Annotated in this window: 17 protein-coding genes, 1 tRNA gene and 1 pseudogene; 12 read left to right on the plus strand and 7 right to left on the minus strand. The window is 60.4% G+C overall.

The genetic code is table 11. The features are described from left to right. Positions 1-129: 129 nt before the first annotated feature. Positions 130-597, plus strand: a complete 468-nt coding sequence (locus NW830_RS10790; protein WP_414362717.1) for a peroxiredoxin family protein — start codon at positions 130-132, stop codon at positions 595-597. Here the strand turns inward: NW830_RS10790 and NW830_RS10795 are convergent. Beyond that, entirely contained in the window at positions 594-2948 is a 2355-nt protein-coding gene (locus NW830_RS10795; RefSeq protein ID WP_414362718.1) for a glycoside hydrolase family 31 protein, read from the minus strand. The two genes, NW830_RS10790 and NW830_RS10795, sit on opposite strands and share 4 nt — an antisense overlap. A 103-nt stretch (positions 2949-3051) precedes the next feature. On the opposite strand from NW830_RS10795, the gene NW830_RS10800 reads away from it, so the two are divergent. Further along, on the plus strand, positions 3052-4305 hold the full coding sequence (locus NW830_RS10800) for a PQQ-dependent sugar dehydrogenase (protein WP_414362719.1): 1254 nt from the start codon (positions 3052-3054) through the stop codon (positions 4303-4305). Between the two features lie 638 nt (positions 4306-4943). Here the strand turns inward: NW830_RS10800 and NW830_RS10805 are convergent. Together NW830_RS10805 and NW830_RS10810 are read right to left on the minus strand one after the other, a co-directional pair. After that, positions 4944-5015: transfer RNA gene (locus tag NW830_RS10805), tRNA-Val, on the minus strand. A gap of 463 nt (positions 5016-5478) precedes the next feature. Beyond that, positions 5479-5769: pseudogene (locus NW830_RS10810) on the minus strand (DUF6679 family protein); the annotation flags it as partial. Between the two features lie 184 nt (positions 5770-5953). Here NW830_RS10810 and NW830_RS10815 point away from each other — a divergent pair. Beyond that, positions 5954-6814 (plus strand): prephenate/arogenate dehydrogenase, encoded by an 861-nt coding sequence (locus NW830_RS10815; protein ID WP_414403732.1) that lies wholly within the window; start codon positions 5954-5956, stop codon positions 6812-6814. A 31-nt stretch (positions 6815-6845) separates the two neighbouring features. Here the strand turns inward: NW830_RS10815 and NW830_RS10820 are convergent, their stop codons facing one another. Further along, complete coding sequence (locus NW830_RS10820; protein WP_414362721.1) at positions 6846-7289, minus strand: hypothetical protein; 444 nt, start codon at positions 7287-7289, stop codon at positions 6846-6848. Between the two features lie 110 nt (positions 7290-7399). After that, positions 7400-8374 carry a 16S rRNA (cytosine(1402)-N(4))-methyltransferase RsmH gene (gene rsmH, locus NW830_RS10825; protein ID WP_414362722.1) on the minus strand — a complete coding sequence of 325 codons (975 nt, stop codon included), beginning with the start codon at positions 8372-8374 and terminating at the stop codon, positions 7400-7402. A gap of 314 nt (positions 8375-8688) precedes the next feature. Between rsmH and aroA the strand changes: the two genes are divergently transcribed. Both aroA and NW830_RS10835 read left to right on the plus strand, forming a co-directional pair. After that, positions 8689-10032 (plus strand): 3-phosphoshikimate 1-carboxyvinyltransferase, encoded by a 1344-nt coding sequence (gene aroA, locus NW830_RS10830; protein ID WP_414362752.1) that lies wholly within the window; start codon positions 8689-8691, stop codon positions 10030-10032. Between the two features lie 16 nt (positions 10033-10048). Further along, a complete protein-coding gene (locus NW830_RS10835) occupies positions 10049-10363 on the plus strand; it encodes a TIGR03792 family protein (RefSeq protein WP_414362723.1) in 315 nt (104 codons plus the stop codon). On the opposite strand, the gene NW830_RS10840 is transcribed toward NW830_RS10835, so the two are convergent. Further along, positions 10364-11137: a DUF502 domain-containing protein gene (locus NW830_RS10840; RefSeq protein WP_414362724.1), complete on the minus strand. Its 774-nt coding sequence runs from the start codon at positions 11135-11137 to the stop codon at positions 10364-10366. A gap of 264 nt (positions 11138-11401) precedes the next feature. Between NW830_RS10840 and NW830_RS10845 the strand changes: the two genes are divergently transcribed. The 3 genes from NW830_RS10845 to NW830_RS10855 all read left to right on the plus strand — a co-directional run bounded on the left by NW830_RS10845 (position 11402) and on the right by NW830_RS10855 (position 14652). Further along, on the plus strand, positions 11402-11869 hold the full coding sequence (locus NW830_RS10845) for an SRPBCC family protein (RefSeq protein ID WP_414362725.1): 468 nt from the start codon (positions 11402-11404) through the stop codon (positions 11867-11869). A 66-nt stretch (positions 11870-11935) separates the two neighbouring features. Continuing rightward, complete coding sequence (locus NW830_RS10850; RefSeq protein WP_414362726.1) at positions 11936-12439, plus strand: GNAT family N-acetyltransferase; 504 nt, start codon at positions 11936-11938, stop codon at positions 12437-12439. A gap of 107 nt (positions 12440-12546) precedes the next feature. Further along, positions 12547-14652 carry a thioredoxin domain-containing protein gene (locus NW830_RS10855; protein ID WP_414362727.1) on the plus strand — a complete coding sequence of 702 codons (2106 nt, stop codon included), beginning with the start codon at positions 12547-12549 and terminating at the stop codon, positions 14650-14652. 7 nt (positions 14653-14659) lie between these two features. On the opposite strand, the gene NW830_RS10860 is transcribed toward NW830_RS10855, so the two are convergent. After that, positions 14660-15100 (minus strand): Fur family transcriptional regulator, encoded by a 441-nt coding sequence (locus NW830_RS10860; RefSeq protein WP_414362728.1) that lies wholly within the window; start codon positions 15098-15100, stop codon positions 14660-14662. Positions 15101-15204: 104 nt separating this feature from the next. Here NW830_RS10860 and NW830_RS10865 point away from each other — a divergent pair, with 104 nt between their 5' ends. The 4 genes from NW830_RS10865 (at position 15205) to NW830_RS10880 (ending at position 17760) form a co-directional block, all read left to right on the plus strand. Next, complete coding sequence (locus NW830_RS10865; protein WP_414362729.1) at positions 15205-16386, plus strand: metallophosphoesterase family protein; 1182 nt, start codon at positions 15205-15207, stop codon at positions 16384-16386. Between the two features lie 78 nt (positions 16387-16464). Then, on the plus strand, positions 16465-16941 hold the full coding sequence (locus NW830_RS10870; RefSeq protein WP_414362730.1) for a hypothetical protein: 477 nt from the start codon (positions 16465-16467) through the stop codon (positions 16939-16941). 9 nt (positions 16942-16950) lie between these two features. Beyond that, on the plus strand, positions 16951-17523 hold the full coding sequence (aat, locus tag NW830_RS10875) for a leucyl/phenylalanyl-tRNA--protein transferase (protein ID WP_414362731.1): 573 nt from the start codon (positions 16951-16953) through the stop codon (positions 17521-17523). Positions 17524-17604: 81 nt separating this feature from the next. After that, entirely contained in the window at positions 17605-17760 is a 156-nt protein-coding gene (locus NW830_RS10880) for a DUF3285 domain-containing protein (RefSeq protein WP_414362732.1), read from the plus strand. Positions 17761-17798 lie beyond the last annotated feature (38 nt).

A 17798-nucleotide genomic window follows, 5' to 3' on the forward strand; every position in this document is an offset into this window, starting at 1 on the left:
GGTGGCCTTGTCAGCGCTTCACTACCCTATCCCACACCACCCCTCAACGTCAAGTACCCCAAAGCGGGTTTTTTAGAGCAGGCCACCGTTAGACTGGGGAAGTGAGCTCAGAGGGGATCGGACAGCTTTATGAAGATCGAGATTGGAATGCCAGCCCCTGACTTTAGCCTGCCTGCGGTTGGAAAAGGAATTCCCAAGGGAGCCCAGATCTCGCTGGGGGCCTATCGGGGCAAGAGCAAAGTGCTGCTGGCTTTTTACCCAGCGGACTTTTCGCCAGTGTGCACAAGCGAGATGCGCTGTTTCCGGGAGGACTGGGGAGCTTTTCGAGCAGCAGGGTGCGAGATCTTGGGGATCAGCAGTGATCCTGTCTCCAAGCACGAAGCTTTTGCAGAGCAGCTGAAGCTGGAGTTTCCTCTGCTAAGCGATGTGGATAGGAAGGTGAGCCAGCTCTATGGAGTGGACAGTTTTTTGGGGACGCGGCGAGCCTACTTTGTGGTGGATAGCCAAGGGATCCTGCGCTACCAGCATGTGGAGTGGCTGCCTATCTTCAAGCGGGACAACCGCGAGCTCCTGGAGGCAGTGAGGGCGGTTAACTAAGGGCGAGATCTTTCCGAACTGGGCAGGCAGATCTGCTGGGCCTGGCCGCTGTCGGGCAAGAGGAGGGGGGCCTGGCCAAGGGGTTCTAGAATCCAGGTGCGCTCGGGAGGGATCCAGGTGCCCTGGCGGGATCCAATTTCCAGGAGGAGCTGGCTGGCCTGCTGGTGCAGGCGAAAGGTGGTGGTGGCCCAGTGGCCGCCTGAGTAGGCGAGGGTTTGGCCGTCGTCTTCGTAGAGGGTAAAGCTGCCGTCACCGGGGTAGAGTTTAAGGCGCAGTTGGTCACGGCGCAGGTCAGCGGTGGACTGGCAGGGGGGAGCTAAGGGCAGAATAGAGCCGCTGCGCACAAAGAGAGGCAGTTGCTCAAGGGGGGCGGGGGCCAGCACATAGCCAGGGCCGCTGTGGGCTTGGCCTGTCCACCAGTCAAACCAGGTGCCTGCCGGGAGATAGACAGCGCGGCAGCGGACGCCGGGGCGGACGACGGGGGCGGCTAGGAGGGCGGGTCCCAGCAGGGCTTGGTCTGAGATCTCGTAGGTCTGGGGATCGTCGGGGAATTCGTAGAACAGGGGGCGCAGGATGGGGGAGCCGGTTTGACTGGACTCCCAGAAGAGGCTGTAGAGGTAGGGCAACAGTTGATAACGCAGCTGGATGGTCTGCCGAGCAATGGCTTCCACTTCGGGGCCAAAGCCCCAGGGCTCGTGGGGGCGAGTCCCCCGAGCACTGTGGCCGCGCATGAGGGGGTAGAGGAGCCCCATTTGCATCCAGCGGGCAAACAGTTCAGGAGTAGCGTTGCCCCCGAAGCCGCCGATGTCGGCGCCGACAAAGCCAACTCCTGACAGGCCCAGGTTGAGGAGCATGGGCAGGGACATCTCCAGGTGTTCCCAGGAGGACTGGTTGTCTCCTGTCCAGACGGCAGCCCAGCGCTGGATCCCGGCAAAGCCGGAGCGGGTAAGGACAAAGGGGCGCTGGTTGGGGCAGAGCTGTTCTAGACCCTCGCGGGAGGCGCGGGCCATCAGGAGGCCATAGAGGTTGTGCACCTCGGCGTGGGTGGTGCGCTCTTCAGGGGGGCCTTGGGGAGCATCGAGGGGGATGTCCACAATTTGGCCCCCATCTTCTAAGGGGCGGTCGTAGAGGGCTGGCTCGTTCATGTCGTTCCAGATGCCATCCACACCGGCTTCGGTAAGAACCCGCTGCCAGGATCCCCACCACTGCCGCACTTCGGGGCGTAAAAAATCGGGAAAGAGGACTTTGCCCGGCCAAACATAGCCGTGGAAGAGGCGGCCGTCGGCGCGGCGAATGAAGAAGTCTTGGGCTAGGCCCTCGTCAAAAACGGCGTAGTCGGCTTCGGGATCAAACTTGACGCCGGGATCCACAATGGCCACCACTCGAAAGCCAGCTTCATGCAGCTGGGCCGTGAGGCGGACGGGATCGGGGAAGCGGCGGGGATCCCAGGTGAAGACGCGGTAGCCGCGCATGTAGTCGATATCCAGGTAGATGACATCGCAGGGGATCTGGCGCCGGCGAAATTGCTCGGCAATGTTCTGTACCTGAGCAGCACTGGCGTAGCTCCAGCGGCACTGCTGGTAGCCGAGAGCCCAGAGCGGAGGCAGGGGGGTTCGCCCAGTGAGCTGGGTGTAGGTCTGGAGGACCAAAGGGGGGGTAGGGCCGTAAATAAGGTAGTAGTCCAGCTCGGGGGCGCGCACTTCGATGGCCCACTGTTCAGGATCCGCCTGGCCTAGGTCAAACTGGCTCCAGTGGGTGCAGTGGAGGAAGAGGCCGTAGCAGAGGCCAGGGCGGAGGAGCAAGACAAAGGGAATGGCCAGATAGAGGTTGTCACTGTGGGCGTCGTAGCCCCAGGAGTCGCGGGTCCAGTGGCTGTAGCGCCGGCCCCGTTTGTTAAGCAGCCCAGCCCGTTCTCCCAGGCCGTAGATGTGCTCGGCGGGGTGGAGGGATTTAACCAGGCGGATGCTCTCGGATCCCCAACTGAGGCCCCCAGAGATATCGGCGCAGAAGATTTGCCCTTGGGGATCCCGAAAGCTGAAGCGGAGGGGATCCCGGTCGATCTGCAGTTGCACCAGAGAAGTGCTGAGGTGGATTTGGGTGGGGCTTTCCTGCAGCTCAAAAGGAGCCGGCGGCCACTCTTCATCGGCCAAAGCCACATCCCAAGAACGACGAGGCAAGAACTCGCCGCTGGGGCTAAAGCGCAGCCGCAGTAGACGAGGGGTGAGCACCTGAATAGACCAGCGGCCCTGGGTACAGAGGAGACGGATCCCTCTGGGGTGGATCTGGAGTTCCTGCAGGGATCCACAGGTTTGCCTCTGGGGCTGGCCGAAGATCTCGCTAGCTTCCAGCATGATTTGGGGGCAGATGCTGCTCTCAAGGCTAACCCAAGGCCGCAAGGGCACAGGAAACTCCCCCCTCTTGTGGGCAGCCAACTCTGCTCCTATCGGTACATCTTTGCTAGAAGGGTTAGAAAAGCAGCAGCAATACCTCAAAATCCATCGCGAAAACAAGGTGGCAATGGCTCTGAGGATCCCGGCGATAAAACTCCTCTCCTTGCTGTTGCTTTTGGGGGGGTTGTCCGCCCCTGTGGGGGCCTACCCGGTCAGCCCGGAAACGGTCATGTCTCTGCAACAGGGGGATCACGCCCAAGCGTTGCCCAGAGCCAAAACGAAGCAGCGCTTTCGGGTGGTGACGTTGGCAACCGGGTTAGAGCATCCCTGGGGGATGGCCTTTCTGCCAGACGGGACAATCCTGGTGACCGAACGTCCAGGCCGCCTGCGCCGAGTTACCGACCAGGGGTTGGATCCCCAGCCCATCGCTGGGGTGCCAGAGGTGTTTGCCCGCGGCCAGGGAGGGCTACTGGATATTGCCTTACACCCCAACTACGAGAAGAATGGCTGGATCTACTTGTCCTATGCGGCCCCTGGGCCAGGCGGCGGGGGGACGCGGGTGGCGCGGGCCCGTCTGAGAGAAAGAGAACTCCAGGATCTGGAAGTGATTTTTGACATGGAGCGCAAAACCCCTGCCCAACAGCACTTCGGCTCCCGCCTGGCCTTTGACGAAGAAGGATTTCTCTACATCAGCACCGGCGACCGCGGCGAGCGGGATCGGGCCCAGGATCTGGGGGATGCTGCCGGCAAGGTGTTGCGCGTTACGGATACAGGCGGGATCCCGCCAGACAACCCCTTTGTTGGAAAAGCAGGGGCTTTGCCGCAAATTTTTACCTATGGCCACCGCAACATTCAGGGAATGGTTCGCCACCCCAAGACAGGGGCGATTTGGACACACGAACATGGGCCGCAGGGTGGGGACGAAATCAACATCTTGGCCCCTGGCGTTAACTACGGCTGGCCTTTGATTAGCCACGGCCGCGAGTACAGCGGCGAACCAGTGGGCAAGGGACTAGCAGCAGCTCCTGGATTGGCCTCGCCGCTGCTGCACTGGACGCCCTCCATTGCCCCTTCTGGCATGGCCTTTTACACGGGAGATGTCTTTCCTGAGTGGCGGGGCAATCTCTTTGTGGGAGCGCTGGCCGGTCAGCATTTGGCACGCCTGGTTTTGGAGGGGAATCGCGTGGTGGCAGAAGAGCGCCTGCTGGAGGGGGCGGTGGGTCGCATCCGGGATGTGCGCCAGGGCCCGGATGGCTTGCTCTACTTATTGACCGATGCCCCTAACGGATCCCTGTTGCGCTTGGAGCCAAGCTCTTGATTGGGGTTAACCTACATGGCCTTAGTCCTGTGGGATTAGCCCTAGCAGCGTTTCCTAACTCCCACTGCTGCTACTTGCTCGATGGGGAGTGGCTCTCCTGTTCGGGCATCTGTATTGTGGCAGGCAAAGCATTCCTCTAGAGTTAGCCTAATAACCTGCCCTGGGGCCGTTCTTAGCTCCTTAGTCGGGATTAAAACAATTTTGCCATTGGGGGCCTTGCGCTTGTGTTTTTCGCCGGTGAAGGTCCTGACAACGCAGGATGTTGGATAGGATTTGCTGTTTTGGAGCTTAGCTTTTAGAAGCGCTCTCTGGTAGGGGCTGTATCCAAAGATCCACTTACCCTTGGAAAATTTGAGATCAAATGCTTGACTCCAAATTCTGCTGTAAAAGGTGATAATCGATGTCTTAACTTTGCAGGCTCCCGTTGTCTCCTCTAAGTAAAAAACTCGCCGGCAGCCAATGCTTGGGGAGGGTTGGTGAAAGGACTCATGAAGCATCTTCTGGCTTTTGGCTACAGGTAGGGGAGCCCTTTAGCTGCCTTACCTAGGCCAAAGCACTTGCCCAAGGAAGCTGCCTGCTGCCAACCGGCTAGAGACTCTGCTTGAAGGGTAGGGAGCTAGGCGGTGGAGGAACTGAAATGGGCGGTACAAGATTCGAACTTGTGGCCCCTTCCGTGTGAAGGAAGTGCGCTACCTCTGCGCTAACCGCCCTTGCTTTTCCAGGCCTTACCAAGGCTAGCCTCCATTATACCACCGCTGCCCCAAGAACTCACAGCGGGGGAACAAAGGCCACCGGGCCAAGAGGCAGTCGCTTGGCCAGTTGACTTGCCAGGGCAAGATTAGCCTGCACAGTGGGCAAGTTCGACTAGAGCTGCGCCTAGAGGAGCTTTACAGCCCCCTCGCCGTTGATCCCTGCCGAGCATGCCCTCTGGCAGAAGGGCTTCTGCGTTGGGAAGACTTCAGCTTAGTCGTGGTTACTCTCCCGCTGACCCTCTGAGTCATTGCGGCAACGATCTACCCGTTTGAGGTCTTCTCCGTTCAAGCGAAGCGGCAGCAGAGACTCCATTTCGCTCTCGCGAAGGGCAGAGGCTTCCCGATCCGGCTCTTCCCCAAGGCGCTCGCCGCTGGCACGCTCTTCGTCGAGGGGCTCTGTGACGCGAGGGGGGGCTGGCAAATGGAGGAGCTCAGCAGGAGGGCACTCTTCGGCTGTGGGTAAATCAGAAGTGCTATGCACTCCTTTTGGGATGGTGGAAAGGCGCTGAGCAACAGCCCCAATGCTCTCCAAACGAATCATCTCCTCCCAGGAGCAAATCTCCTCCTCATCCTCTGTTTCGTAGCGAACCAGGATAGTGTCCCCCTCGATATCGAGGATCTTGGCTCGCTCCAGCCAGCGTCCCTGATCGCGCAGGTAGATCCACACCTCCTTGCCTTCGCGGCTGAGTTGATAGATCCTACGATGAAGCACGGTCCCCTCCTGAGACGAAAGATGCGGGCGAACTGTTATGGGGGTTACCCAGTTCACCCTTCCATCTTAGCGGCTGGATCCCTCCCCTGTAGGTCCTTCATGGGGCAGAATTGATTTTTTGAGGTGAAGAAATCCCAAAAGGTAGTCTCCCCCTGCTGCAAAGCCTTGACCTCCTGGAGACCGCATGCGCATTGCCATCGTCGGGTTGGGACTGATCGGCGGATCTCTAGCCCTCAAGCTTACCGAGGAGGGGTACTCCGTCTGGGGGATCAGCCGCAACCCGGTTACCTGCCAAAGGGCGCTGGAACGAGGAGCCGTTCAGGGCTGCGGAACCGAGGTGGCGCAGCTGACGCTTTTCAATCCTCAGGTGGTGGTGATCTGTACCCCCCTGGAGCACGTGTTGGCCACCCTGGAGGCCCTGGTGCCCCATCTATCACCCCAGACAGTGGTGAGCGATGTCGGCTCAGTCAAGCAGCCAATTGTTGGGCCGGCAACGGCGCTATGGCCCCTATTCGTGGGGGGGCACCCCATGGCTGGCAAGACGTTGCAAGGGATCCAGGCGGCGGAGGCTAACTTGTTTCTGGGGCGACCCTATGTGCTTACTCCTATTCCCCAGACGCAGCCCCAAGCTCTTACTGTGATGCAGGAGCTAGTGGCAGCAGTAGGTGCCAAAGTTGTCCTTGCTGATCCTGTCCGTCACGATCAGGCAGTGGCCTGGATTAGCCATCTGCCGGTTATGGTAGGGGCTGGCCTAATTGCTGCCGTCAGCCAAGAGGAGGACCAGGAGGTTCTAGCCCTAGCCCGCACCTTGGCCAGCAGTGGCTTTCGCGATACCAGTCGGGTTGGCGGTGGGGTGCCACAGTTAGGCCTGGAGATGGCCCGTTACAACCGGCAGGCCCTGCTGGCTGCTCTAGGCAGCTACCAGGCTGAGTTGGAGACCATGAAGCAGCTCATTGAGGACGAACAGTGGGAAGAGCTGCTACAGAGGCTGCAGCGAATCCGCCAGGAATGGCAGCAGTTTCCCGTGAATCAAGCGGCGCCCTAAAGGTCTAGCTGCAGCTGTTGCAACCGATTGCTCAATACCCAACTGGATAAAAGGGCCTAGCTGGTTGAGAGGTATTCTGACGCTGCCCAGAAGCTGGGCTAGGGGGAGCGATGGGAACCTCGATCATCCGCTCCGGCACCAGAGGAACCATCTCGGAGCGCTCGGCAATCTCTCGCAGAGAATTGGCGATGGATTCTTGAGTGAGGAGAAACTGCTGCTCATGGCGTTGTAGCCGCTGCCAAACCTGGTAGCGCTGGCTCCATTGGCTTTGGGTATGCACTGTCCAACTATAGACACTCAGCACCGCTAGCCCTGAGGCAATGGCAAGGCCAGTAGAGGTCCGGTGCCACCACAGGAGATGCTCTTTCCAGGTGAGCTCCCAGCGGCGGGGATGGGCTGGTTTCAAGGGCTGAGGGGAGCTGTCTTGGTAAGCAGCAGGGGCCAGAGCTCTCTGGGAGGGAGGGTAGGGAACCAAAGTCGCAGCTTGGGCCTGCCAGAGAGAGCTGAGACCACGGTTTGGGCTCAAAGGTTGGCTGAGCATAGAGTCTACCCCTCACCTACCAAGCACTTGCTGATCCCTCGGCCCTACTCTATCCGATCCCTGCGCCGACAAGGGTGCAGGGCACCTACCTGACTGCTGCGGGCGGCCACGCGCAGCTTGGCAGAACGGGCCCGGGGATTGTGGAGCTTTTCCTCCTGCGAAGGGCACAAGGGTTTAGGGGTGAGCACCTGCCAGCGGGGATCCGTGCGGAAGGCCCATTTCACTAGGCGATCTTCCAGGCTGTGGAAGCTGATTACAGCCAATCTGCCGCCGGGTTTTAGCCAATTGGGAGCCTGGGCCAGCAGGGTTTCTAGGGCCTCCAGCTCTCGGTTGACGGCAATGCGCAGGGCCTGGAAGACTCGCGTGGCTGGATGGATGCGACCTCGCCGCGCTGCCGGCGGCACCGCCTGCCAGACCACCTGAGCCAGTTGGGTGGTGGTAAAAAGGGGGCGGGAGCGTTCGATGTGGTGGGCAATGCGGCGGGCAAAGCGCTCCTCGCCATAGCGGATAAAGATGTCAATCAAGTCTTCGACTGGCCGGCAATTGACCCAATCGGCGGCCGTTTCCTGACTGGCGGTGGGATCCATGCGCATATCCAGCGGCCCCTCGGCGCGAAAGCTAAAGCCCCGCTCGGGGCAGTCCAGTTGGGGCGAGCTTACCCCCAGGTCGGCCACGATGCCATCGAAAGGGATCCCCTGCCCTTGTTCATCCCGGAAGCCGTGCCGCTGCAGATCAAAATCAGCGAAGTTGAGGTGCCAAAGCTGAATGCGCTCCTGGGGGATCCCTGCTGCAGCCAAGCGCGCCCGAGCCGCCTCCAGAGCCATCGGATCCCGATCCAGCCCCACCACGCGCTCTGCTCCCTTCTGCAGCAGCGCCAAACTATGGCCACCGCCACCTAACGTCACGTCCAAAAAGGTGCCACCCTGCTGAGGGTGCAGGTAGGCCACCACTGCCTCCGTCAAAACGGACTCGTGGTGGTACAGCGGCATTTCCCCAAGCTGAGCTCTTGCCAAGTCCATAGGTGCAGGGGGTGGCTTTGCTTCTTTCCCCGCCCAACGGGCTAGCTTTACCCTTGCAGGATCGGTAGGGAACTCTAGTACCATCAAACGCTAGCATTCACAACATAAGGGCTTGCAAAAAAAGGCCGAGGCCAGGCCCCGACCGAGGAATCCATGTTGTTAAGCCCATCCTCGGGGATAGGCTCGGCTGCCGTCAAAAGACGGGCTGTCTTCCAGGAGTTCAGGATCCATCCTCTGCGGGCAAGGCCGACCGCCGGCAAGAGCAGGGCGGGTTTCAGCCTAGCGTATGATTAAGACGGCTTCTGTCTTTGTCTATTGTCACGGCTGCTGTGCTGACCACTGCTTCTTCTGCCGACCTCCTGACGCTCTCGCCCGCCCGCGGCCTGCGCGGTCAAGTAAACATCCCCGGCGATAAGTCCATTTCCCACCGCGCCCTGATGCTGGGATCCCTGGCGGAAGGGGAAACCGTCATTCGCGGGCTGCTGCTGGGGGAGGATCCCCGCAGTACAGCAGCTTGCTTTCGGGCTTTGGGAGTCGAGATCCCCGAGCTTAACAGCGAATGTGTGCGCATCCGGGGGGTGGGCTTGGACGGCCTGCAAGAGCCAGCAGAGGTGTTGGATGCCGGCAATTCTGGCACCACCTTGCGCCTAATGCTGGGGATCCTAGCCGGCCAGAGGGGCCGCTTTTTTGCTGTTACTGGGGATCGCTCCCTGCGCTCGCGGCCCATGGGACGGGTGGTGGAGCCGCTGCGGCAGATGGGGGCTAGCATTTGGGGGCGGGCGGGGGGCACCTTGGCGCCCTTGGCGGTGCAGGGGGGATCCCTAAAGGGGATCCATTACCACTCGCCGGTGGCCTCGGCCCAGGTAAAATCCTGCCTGCTGCTAGCGGGCCTTTTGGCAGAAGGCACCACGCAAGTTACAGAGCCGGCCCTTTCCCGCGACCACTCGGAGCGGATGCTACGGGCCTTTGGTGCCGAGATCCACGTGGATACGGCGGCGAAAACCGTGGCTGTGGTGGGAGGATCCCGCCTGGTGGGCCAGACAGTGCAGGTGCCAGGGGACATCAGCTCGGCAGCCTTTTGGCTGGTGGCCGCCTCGATTGTGCCGGAGAGCGAATTGCTGCTGCGGGACGTGGGCCTCAATCCCACCCGCATCGGCGTGCTGCAGGTGTTGCAGGAGATGGGGGCCGATATTTCCATTGAAAACCGCCGGGAAGTTGCAGGTGAACCCCTGGGGGATCTGCGGGTGCGCTCGGCTCGCTTGCGGGGCTGCAGCATTGGTGGCGATCTCATTCCCACGCTAATCGACGAGATCCCGGTTTTGGCCGTGGCGGCGGCCTTTGCCGAGGGGATCACGGTCATTCGCGATGCGGCAGAGCTGCGGGTCAAAGAGAGCGACCGCTTGGCAGCTATGGCCCAGGAGCTGAGCCGGATGGGCGCTCAGGTTACTGAGTATCCCGACGGCCTGGAAATTCGAGGGGGGATCCCTCTGCAGGGGACCGAGGTGGACAGCCACGCCGACCACCGCATCGCTATGAGTCTCATGGTGGCTGCCCTAGCTGCCCAGGGATCTACTACTCTCCGAGGGGCTGACTGTGCCCGCATTTCCTACCCTGACTTCATCCCTACCCTGCAACGCCTCACCGCCTCAACCTCCTAGGATGTCCCTCTCGCCTGTGACCATCGAGCACCTCTGCTTCCGGGTTCCTCCTGGGGGCCAGCAGGCCTTTATCCTCCAGGACGAGCGGGTTTGGGGACCTGCCCTGCGCCAACAGCCAGGTTTTTTGGGCAAGGAAGTCTGGCTGGATGCAGAAGATCCTCACCTTATTCACCTAATTATCCGCTGGGCCAGCCGCGCCGACTGGAAGGCCTTTCCTCCTGACCAAGTGGAGGCGTTGGATCGGCAGATGCAGCCTTTCTATGTACGCCTGGAGCAGGCTAAGGAGTACCACCTCTGGCAGGCCGACCCCTCCAGCCAGGAACACCCTTGATCACGGGAGCCCTTGCGCCTCTAGGCCCGACTCTCTAGCTGCCGAGTCGACCCGCCCCAATTCTGCCGCCCGCTCCTGTTCCACCAGCTCCCGCAAACTGGGCATGGCTACTGCCAGAGCTTCCCGCCGTTTGAGCCCTGCTTCAAAAGTTTCGGGGGTTACAATCCCGCCGGAAATCAGCATCTTGAAGGCATCTTCCACTGGCATGAGCACCTCCACCACCTGATCCTCCGGCACAATCGCATACCAGCCAGTGGTTGGGTTGGGGGTGGTGGGGATAAACACGCTAAGGGAACGCGGCGGCCCGTCCGGTCGAAGGGGAGTTTGAATGATGCCCGTTACAAAAGCCAAAGCCCAGATCCCTGGCCGGGGGTATTCCACCAGCACCACCCGTCGAAAACCCTGGTTGTTGGGGGCAAATAAGACGCTGAGCAATTGCTTGAGGGTCTTGTAGACCAGCCCCGCCACCGGGATGGCATGGAGCAACTGCTCGCTTAGGTTGAGCAGCCACTGACCGACAATGTTGCGGGCCATAAAGCCAATCAACAAAATGAGCAGGATTGGCGTCACCAAGCCCACTGCTAGGTTGATGAGGTTAATCAGAATGGGGTGCAGCCCTTGGATGGGGTTAAACGGCTTAGGAATGCTGGTTAGAAAGCCAATGCTCCAGGTGGCCACTTCCACCATCAGCCAAATGGTGGTGGCCAGAGGGATCACCACCAGCAGCCCTGCCACAAAGTAGTTTTTAAGATGCTGTTTCCATTGAGAAACCATGGCAAGGTCGTCCCGTCAAGGTAAATAAGTGGGTGCACCGGGCTGATGCAAGTGAAGCTTGCAGATGGCAACCATGATACCCCCCTTCTGCCTCACCTCATGGGCATCAGCCCCACTCTGCCTGGTCAAAGGCGCAAAGACCCAAATTGGGCTGATAATGTTATCTTAGGCCGGTATAAAATTTTGTAAAGGCAGGGATCCCCCCAGCGGCTGGGTGGCCAGGGCAAAGGGGTGGTTCTCCTTTCTACTTGTTTGGGAGGCCCCATGGCAGAGTTAGATTGGCTAGAGCACACCTGTCAGGTAGAGGTGCCGCTTCCCATTGAACAGGTTTGGGATCTGTGGTCCAACCTGGCCCTGATGCCGCGTTGGATGCGGTGGATCCGCTCGGTGGAAGTGCTGGATCACGACCTATCGCGGTGGACGCTAGATACGCGCGGCCTCACCTTCAGTTGGATCTCCCGCACCCAGACGGTGGTGAAACACCAACACATTGCCTGGCAATCGGTGGAAGGGCTGCCCAATCGGGGGGCACTGCGGTTTTATGATCGCAAGGGCAGCACCATTGTGAAGTTGTCAGTGGCCTACAAGATCCCCGGCATTCTTGGCAAGATTCTAGACGGCTTGTTTGTGGGTAAAGTAGTGGAGAACACCCTCCAGGCCGACTTGGAGCGCTTCAAGGTCTATGCCTTGGAGCAGGCAAGATTAAGAGCCGACGGCGCCTCGGTCAGCTAGCTCCGGTCTCCTGCTGGACAACTCCTGGACTCCTTGTCGACTTTTGCGGCTGCAAAGGCTTGATCCATGTCTGATCCCCCTCCTGAGCCTCTGGTTGCTCCTCCTCCTCGACCTGTTGACAACCGCAACATTCGCTTCTCCCTAGAGCGGGGCGATCTGGATTTGGATCAGCTCCTGCTGCTGTTGAACCGCAATGCCTTTTGGGCGCAAAATCGCCGTCGGGAAGAGATGGAGCGGGCCCTTGCCCACAGCTATCCGGTGGTCAGCGCCTGGGACAGGGAGCGCCTGATTGGCTTTGGCCGCGCCACCTCGGATGGGGTTTACCGAGCCGTTCTTTGGGATATCGTGGTGGATTCTGACTACCAACGCCAAGGCATTGGGCGCAAGCTGGTGGAAACCCTGATCAGCCATCCCCACCTACGGGCTGTGGAACGCATCTACCTATTTACTACCCATCAGCGCGGCTTTTACGAGCGCATTGGCTTTGTGGAAAACCCCAGCACCACTTTGGTTCTGTATGGGCGATCCCTGGAGTTGCTGCTGCCGACTGCCGAACAGGCGCAGGCCTAAGGGGGGATCCCTTAGGCAAGAGTGTATCCTGAACAACAGTCGGTCGAGTCGGTCGGCCCAGCCTCCGGAGGAGGACGCGCTAGCCTAAAACCAAAAGGGGGGTATCTATGGCCAATCGCCTTGCTACCTGTTCCAGCCTCTACCTGCGCAAGCACGCCAATAACCCAGTAGATTGGTGGCCTTGGATCCCGGAGGCGCTGGAGAGGGCCCGCGCTGAGGATAAGCCCATTTTCCTGTCCATTGGCTATTCCAGTTGCCACTGGTGCACGGTCATGGAGGGGGAAGCCTTTTCCGACCCGGAGATTGCCGCCTTCTTGAATGCCCACTTTTTGCCCATCAAGGTGGATCGCGAGGAGCGGCCCGATCTGGACAGCATCTACATGCAGGCGCTGCAACTCATGAGCGGGCAGGGAGGGTGGCCCCTCAATGTCTTTCTCACCCCCAACGACCTGGTGCCGTTCTACGCAGGCACCTATTTTCCGGTGGAGCCCCGCTTTGGCCGTCCGGGGTTTCTAACGGTGCTGCAGCGCGTCCTGCAGTTCTACCGCCAGGAAAAAGACAAGCTCGAGGAGATGAAGGGCCAGATTTTGACGGCCCTGACCACCCTCAGCGATCTGGTGCCGCAAGACCACCTTCCCCCAGACTTGCTGCGCTCTGGGATCGCCAAGATCCAGCCCTTGCTAACCAATGCTGGGGCGGTGCAGCAGTTCCCCATGATGCCCTATGCCCAGTTGGTGCTGCGCTCGGCTCGCTTTGACTTGCCGGAAGGGATCCCTGGCTCGCCGACAGCCCTGGAACGGGCCAAAGAGCGGGCAATGGCGCTGGTGTTGGGAGGGATCTTCGACCATGTGGCCGGTGGCTTTCACCGCTACACCGTGGATCCCACCTGGACGGTGCCCCACTTTGAAAAGATGCTCTACGACAACGGACAGATCCTGGAGTTTCTCTCCGAGCTGTGGGCCTACGGGATCCAAGATGCCGCCATCGAGCGGGCGGTGCGCCTGACGGTGGAATGGGTGGCGCGGGAGATGACTGCCCCTGCTGGGTATTTCTATGCCGCCCAGGATGCCGACAGCTTTGCCCGAGCAGAAGACGAGGAGCCGGAGGAGGGCGAGTTCTACGTCTGGCGCTGGCAGGAGCTACAGGAGCTGCTCGAGGAAGAAACCTTCCGCGCCCTGCAGCAGGCTTTCTTCCTGTCTCCAGGGGGCAATTTTCCCGACCGGCCTGGCTGCATTGTCCTGCAGCGCCAACAGGGAGGAGAACTGCCGCCGGACGTGGAAACGGCTTTGACGACCCACTTGTTTCGAGCCCGCTACGGCTCCCCCGAGCGGAGAACCCCCTTCCCGCCCGCGGTAGATGCCCGCTCGGCCCGCCAACGCTCTTGGCCGGGGCGGATCCCACCTGTTACGGACACCAAGATGATTGTCTCCTGGAACGGCCTGATGATCTCTGGACTGGCGCGGGCCTACCAGGTGTTTGGCAACGAGGACTATCGCCAACTGGCTGTGGGGGCTGCGCAATTTATCCTCAACCACCAGCGCCACCCCGAGACGGGATCCCTGCAGCGGTTAAACTACGACGGCACACCTCAGGTGCCCGCCAAATCGGAAGACTACGCCCTGTTCATCAAGGCCCTGTTGGATCTGCACCAGGCCTGCCTGGGTAGAGCAGGGGATCCCAGTTCCCAGCAGTGGCTGGAGGCTGCCATCCGGCTGCAGCAGGAGATGGACACGCAACTGTGGGATAAAGCCAAAGGGGGCTACTTTGTCAGTGATGCCCAGAGCGCCGCTGAACTGTTGGTGCGGGAGAAGGACTTTCAGGACAACGCCATGCCCTCAGCCAACGGCGTGGCCATCGCCAACCTGGTGCGTCTGGCCGCCCTCACGGGCAATCTGGACTATCTGGAGCAAGCAGAGCAAGCCCTGAAAACCTTTGCCCAGCTCATGAGCACCCAGCCACGCGTCTGTCCCACTCTATTCGTTGGGCTGGACTGGTACAGCAACTGGGTGAAGGCGACCCTAAGAGCTGAGCACATTCCCACCTTCCAGCAGCGCCCCTGGCCCACTACCGTCTTTGCTTTGCCCACAGAAGCAGAACCTCTGCCCCCAGGGGCGGAAGGCCTAGTGTGTTGGGGCAGCAAGTGCCTGGCTCCGGCCAGCTCGCTGGAACAAATCCACTCCCAGATTAGCAAGGGCCAAAACCGCTCCTACTGACCTGGGTTTAGCCTTCTGCGTGGCTCTTCCCCGGATTTTCCACCCCAAAAAACTCAATGCGATAGCTGTGGATGCGGGTGCCGGTCTTTTGCTCCACTTCCGCCAGCAGCTCCGGTGGCAACTCCACCTCGACGTCGAGAATGCGGTTGCTATCTAGGCAATTGACATGGCTGTGGGGATGGGTACGATTACCATAGCGGCGCCCATCGGCCCGCTCCAGGCACTCAATGATGTTGTGGCTGGCCAGAGCCTCCAGGTTTTGATAGACGGAGGTGTGGCCAATGGGCTTACCCTGCCGATTAAGACGGTCGTAGATTTCTCGCGCAGAGAGGTGCTCGCCACATTGCCACAAAAGTTCCAAGATGTAGCGGCGCTGCCGGCTTAGGCGGAGATTGCACTCACGGCAGCGCTCAAAGGCTGCTTCCAAAGAATCCACAGGACGAGGCATGGGAAGTTGCAACTCATGCTGAGTCCGAGGGGGGACATTGCCCACTCCGCCCAAGGTAACACACTTTACGAGTACACTACCGCTGGAGGGGGAGGAAAAGCAGGATGCGGCGGCGCAAGATACTCCTGGGCTTGCTGGGGTTGGCTAGCAGCGCTGGCTTGGCAGGGGCCTACTGGGCCAGCCGGCAGCCCCTGTCTTCCCAGCCAAGTTCAGGAACGGGTGCACCGCCTCCACCCCCTCAACCCACCCCTACTCTTGTCCCCCATCCTAAAGCGCCTCGAGGCCTCTACCTTCCTCCCCGCCGGGACCTACGCCTGCTGGTGATTAGCGACCTAAACGGCCTCTACGGCTCGCTGGATTACGACCCGGAGGTGGATCGGGCTATCCGCCTCATCCCCTACTTCCAGCCAGATATGGTCTTGGGGGGGGGAGACATGGTGGCCGGGCAGGATCCCCGCCTTTCCGAAGAGCGCATCCGCGCCATGTGGGCAGCCTTTGACCGACATGTGGCTGGCCCGCTGCGCGCTGCCAAGCTGCCCTACGGCTTTACCTTGGGCAACCACGATGCCTCCTGTGCCCGGGGCAGCCGCGGCGATCTTCTCTTTCAGAAGGAACGGGATCTGGCCCGCGAGTTCTGGAACGATCCAGCCCATGATCCCGGCTTGAATTTTGTGGATCGGGGCGATTTCCCCTTCTACTACACCTTTGAACAAGGGGGGGTTTTCTACCTCGTTTGGGACGCTACCTGCAACTCCATTCCCCCCGAACAGATGGCTTGGGTGGAAGCAGCGCTAGCCAGCGAGCGGGCTCAGCAGGCCAAACTGCGCATCGTAATTGGCCACCTGCCCCTCTATGCCGTTGCCGTCGGGCGCGACAATCCGGGAGAGGTGCTGCTAGAGGCTGAGGCCAAACGAGCTCTGCTGGAAAAGTACCGCGTCCACACTTACATCAGTGGCCACCACCACGCCTACTATCCTGGCCACAAAGGGCAATTGCAGCTGCTTCACTGTGGCCTTCTCGGCTCTGGACCCCGCCCTCTGCTGGGCAGCTCCCTGCCACCCCGCAAAACCCTGACCCTCATCGATATTGACTTCGCCTCCCCAGAGATTACCCACTACACCACCTACGACATGCGGGATCTCAGCGTAATCAACCAGGCCGAGCTACCTCGCTTTCTCACCGGTCACAATGGCTTGGTGCTGCGCCGCGACGTCAGTTGGGACAGCCTCACCCCCGCGGAAATCGCCACCTGCCGAGCTCGTCTTGGATCCCTCTGCCGCAATTAGGCCCGCCAAACAGCCCCTAGCCTCTCAGGGGCTCCTCTAAACTAGTTGCAGGAGCGGCTCATCCTGGAAAAACCGTGAATGGCTCCCCTCAAACGACGGCGGCAATTTTGGCTTATTAGCTGGATGGCCCTTCTGGCAGGGTTGATGGGATCCCTGCTAACTGGAGTACAAGCGCAGCAGGATCTCACCCCGACCCAGCTGCAGCAGGCCCAGTATGTGCGCAGCTGCGGCACCTGCCATGTGGCGCTGCCTGCTCAAGTGTTGCCCACTGAAAGCTGGCAGCAGCTGCTGCAGGATCCCGACCACTACGGCCAGCAGATCCAGCCTTTGACGGGTGTGGCTTTCCAACTGGCTTGGGGCTATTTGCAGCCCAACTCTCGTCCCCTGCGGCAGGGGGAGTCAGTGCCTTATCGCCTTGCTGAGTCTCGCTACTTCCGGGCTTTGCACCTGCAAGTGGACTTTCCTGCGCCGGTGCGAGTAAGCAGCTGCGTGGAGTGTCACCCCAAGGTCGAGGCGGGGGATTTCGCCAGCGTCTCGCCGGAATGGCAATCTTGAGAGAGGCCCATGGACATAGGCGCTATTTTGGCGGGATATGCCCAGGGCTACTTCCTAATGGCGGACGAAGAAACGGGATCCCTAGGGTGGTATGGCACCGAGCAGCACGCCCTGATCCCGCTGGACGAGCGGTTCCACTGTCCCCGTTCCCTGCGGCCTTTGGTGCGCGGCGGTCGCTTTCAGGTGCGCATCAACCGTGCTTTTGAGCAGGTGGTGGAGGGCTGCGCTGCTCGTCCGAAAACCTGGATTAGCCCGCAGTTAAAGCAGATCTACCTGGCTTTGCACCAAGCAGGGTTTGCCCACAGCTTTGAAACCTGGCAGGGAGACACCTTAGCAGGCGGGATCCTGGGCATTGCTTTGGGGGCGGCCTTTATCGGCGAATCGATGTTTTACCGCATTCCCAACGCCTCGAAGGTGGCACTGGTGAAGTTGGTGGAACACCTGCGGGAGCGGGGCTTTCGCCTCTTTGACGCCCAGTTGATGAACCCGCACCTGGCCCGCTTTGGGGCTTTTCTTATGGATGGCCAGGAGTACCGCCAGCTGCTGCGGCAGTGCCTGGGGATCCCTTGCCGGTTTGATTGAGCTGGCAACCCACCGCTGTATGAACAGGGTCAGCTTGAGCTAGGTTAAAGGTAGTGTCGAGCTTGCGTTCCCGACCTCCTAATGTCGCAGCCTTCGCCAGTCAGCCCCCCGCCCAGCTACGTTCGCCTGGCCATGCGCCACATGGTGCGCAAAGGCAGAACTTCCCTCCTGCACTTTAGCTTGACAACGGTGGGGCTGTTGGCCGTGCTAGTGGGGCTGGCCTACCTATTTCACTAAGTTTGACGACGTGGACAGTGAGTTGCTTTAGGCTTCGG

The organism is Synechococcus sp. OH30 (genome assembly GCF_047462175.1).
Lineage (GTDB): Bacteria > Cyanobacteriota > Cyanobacteriia > Thermostichales > Thermostichaceae > Thermostichus.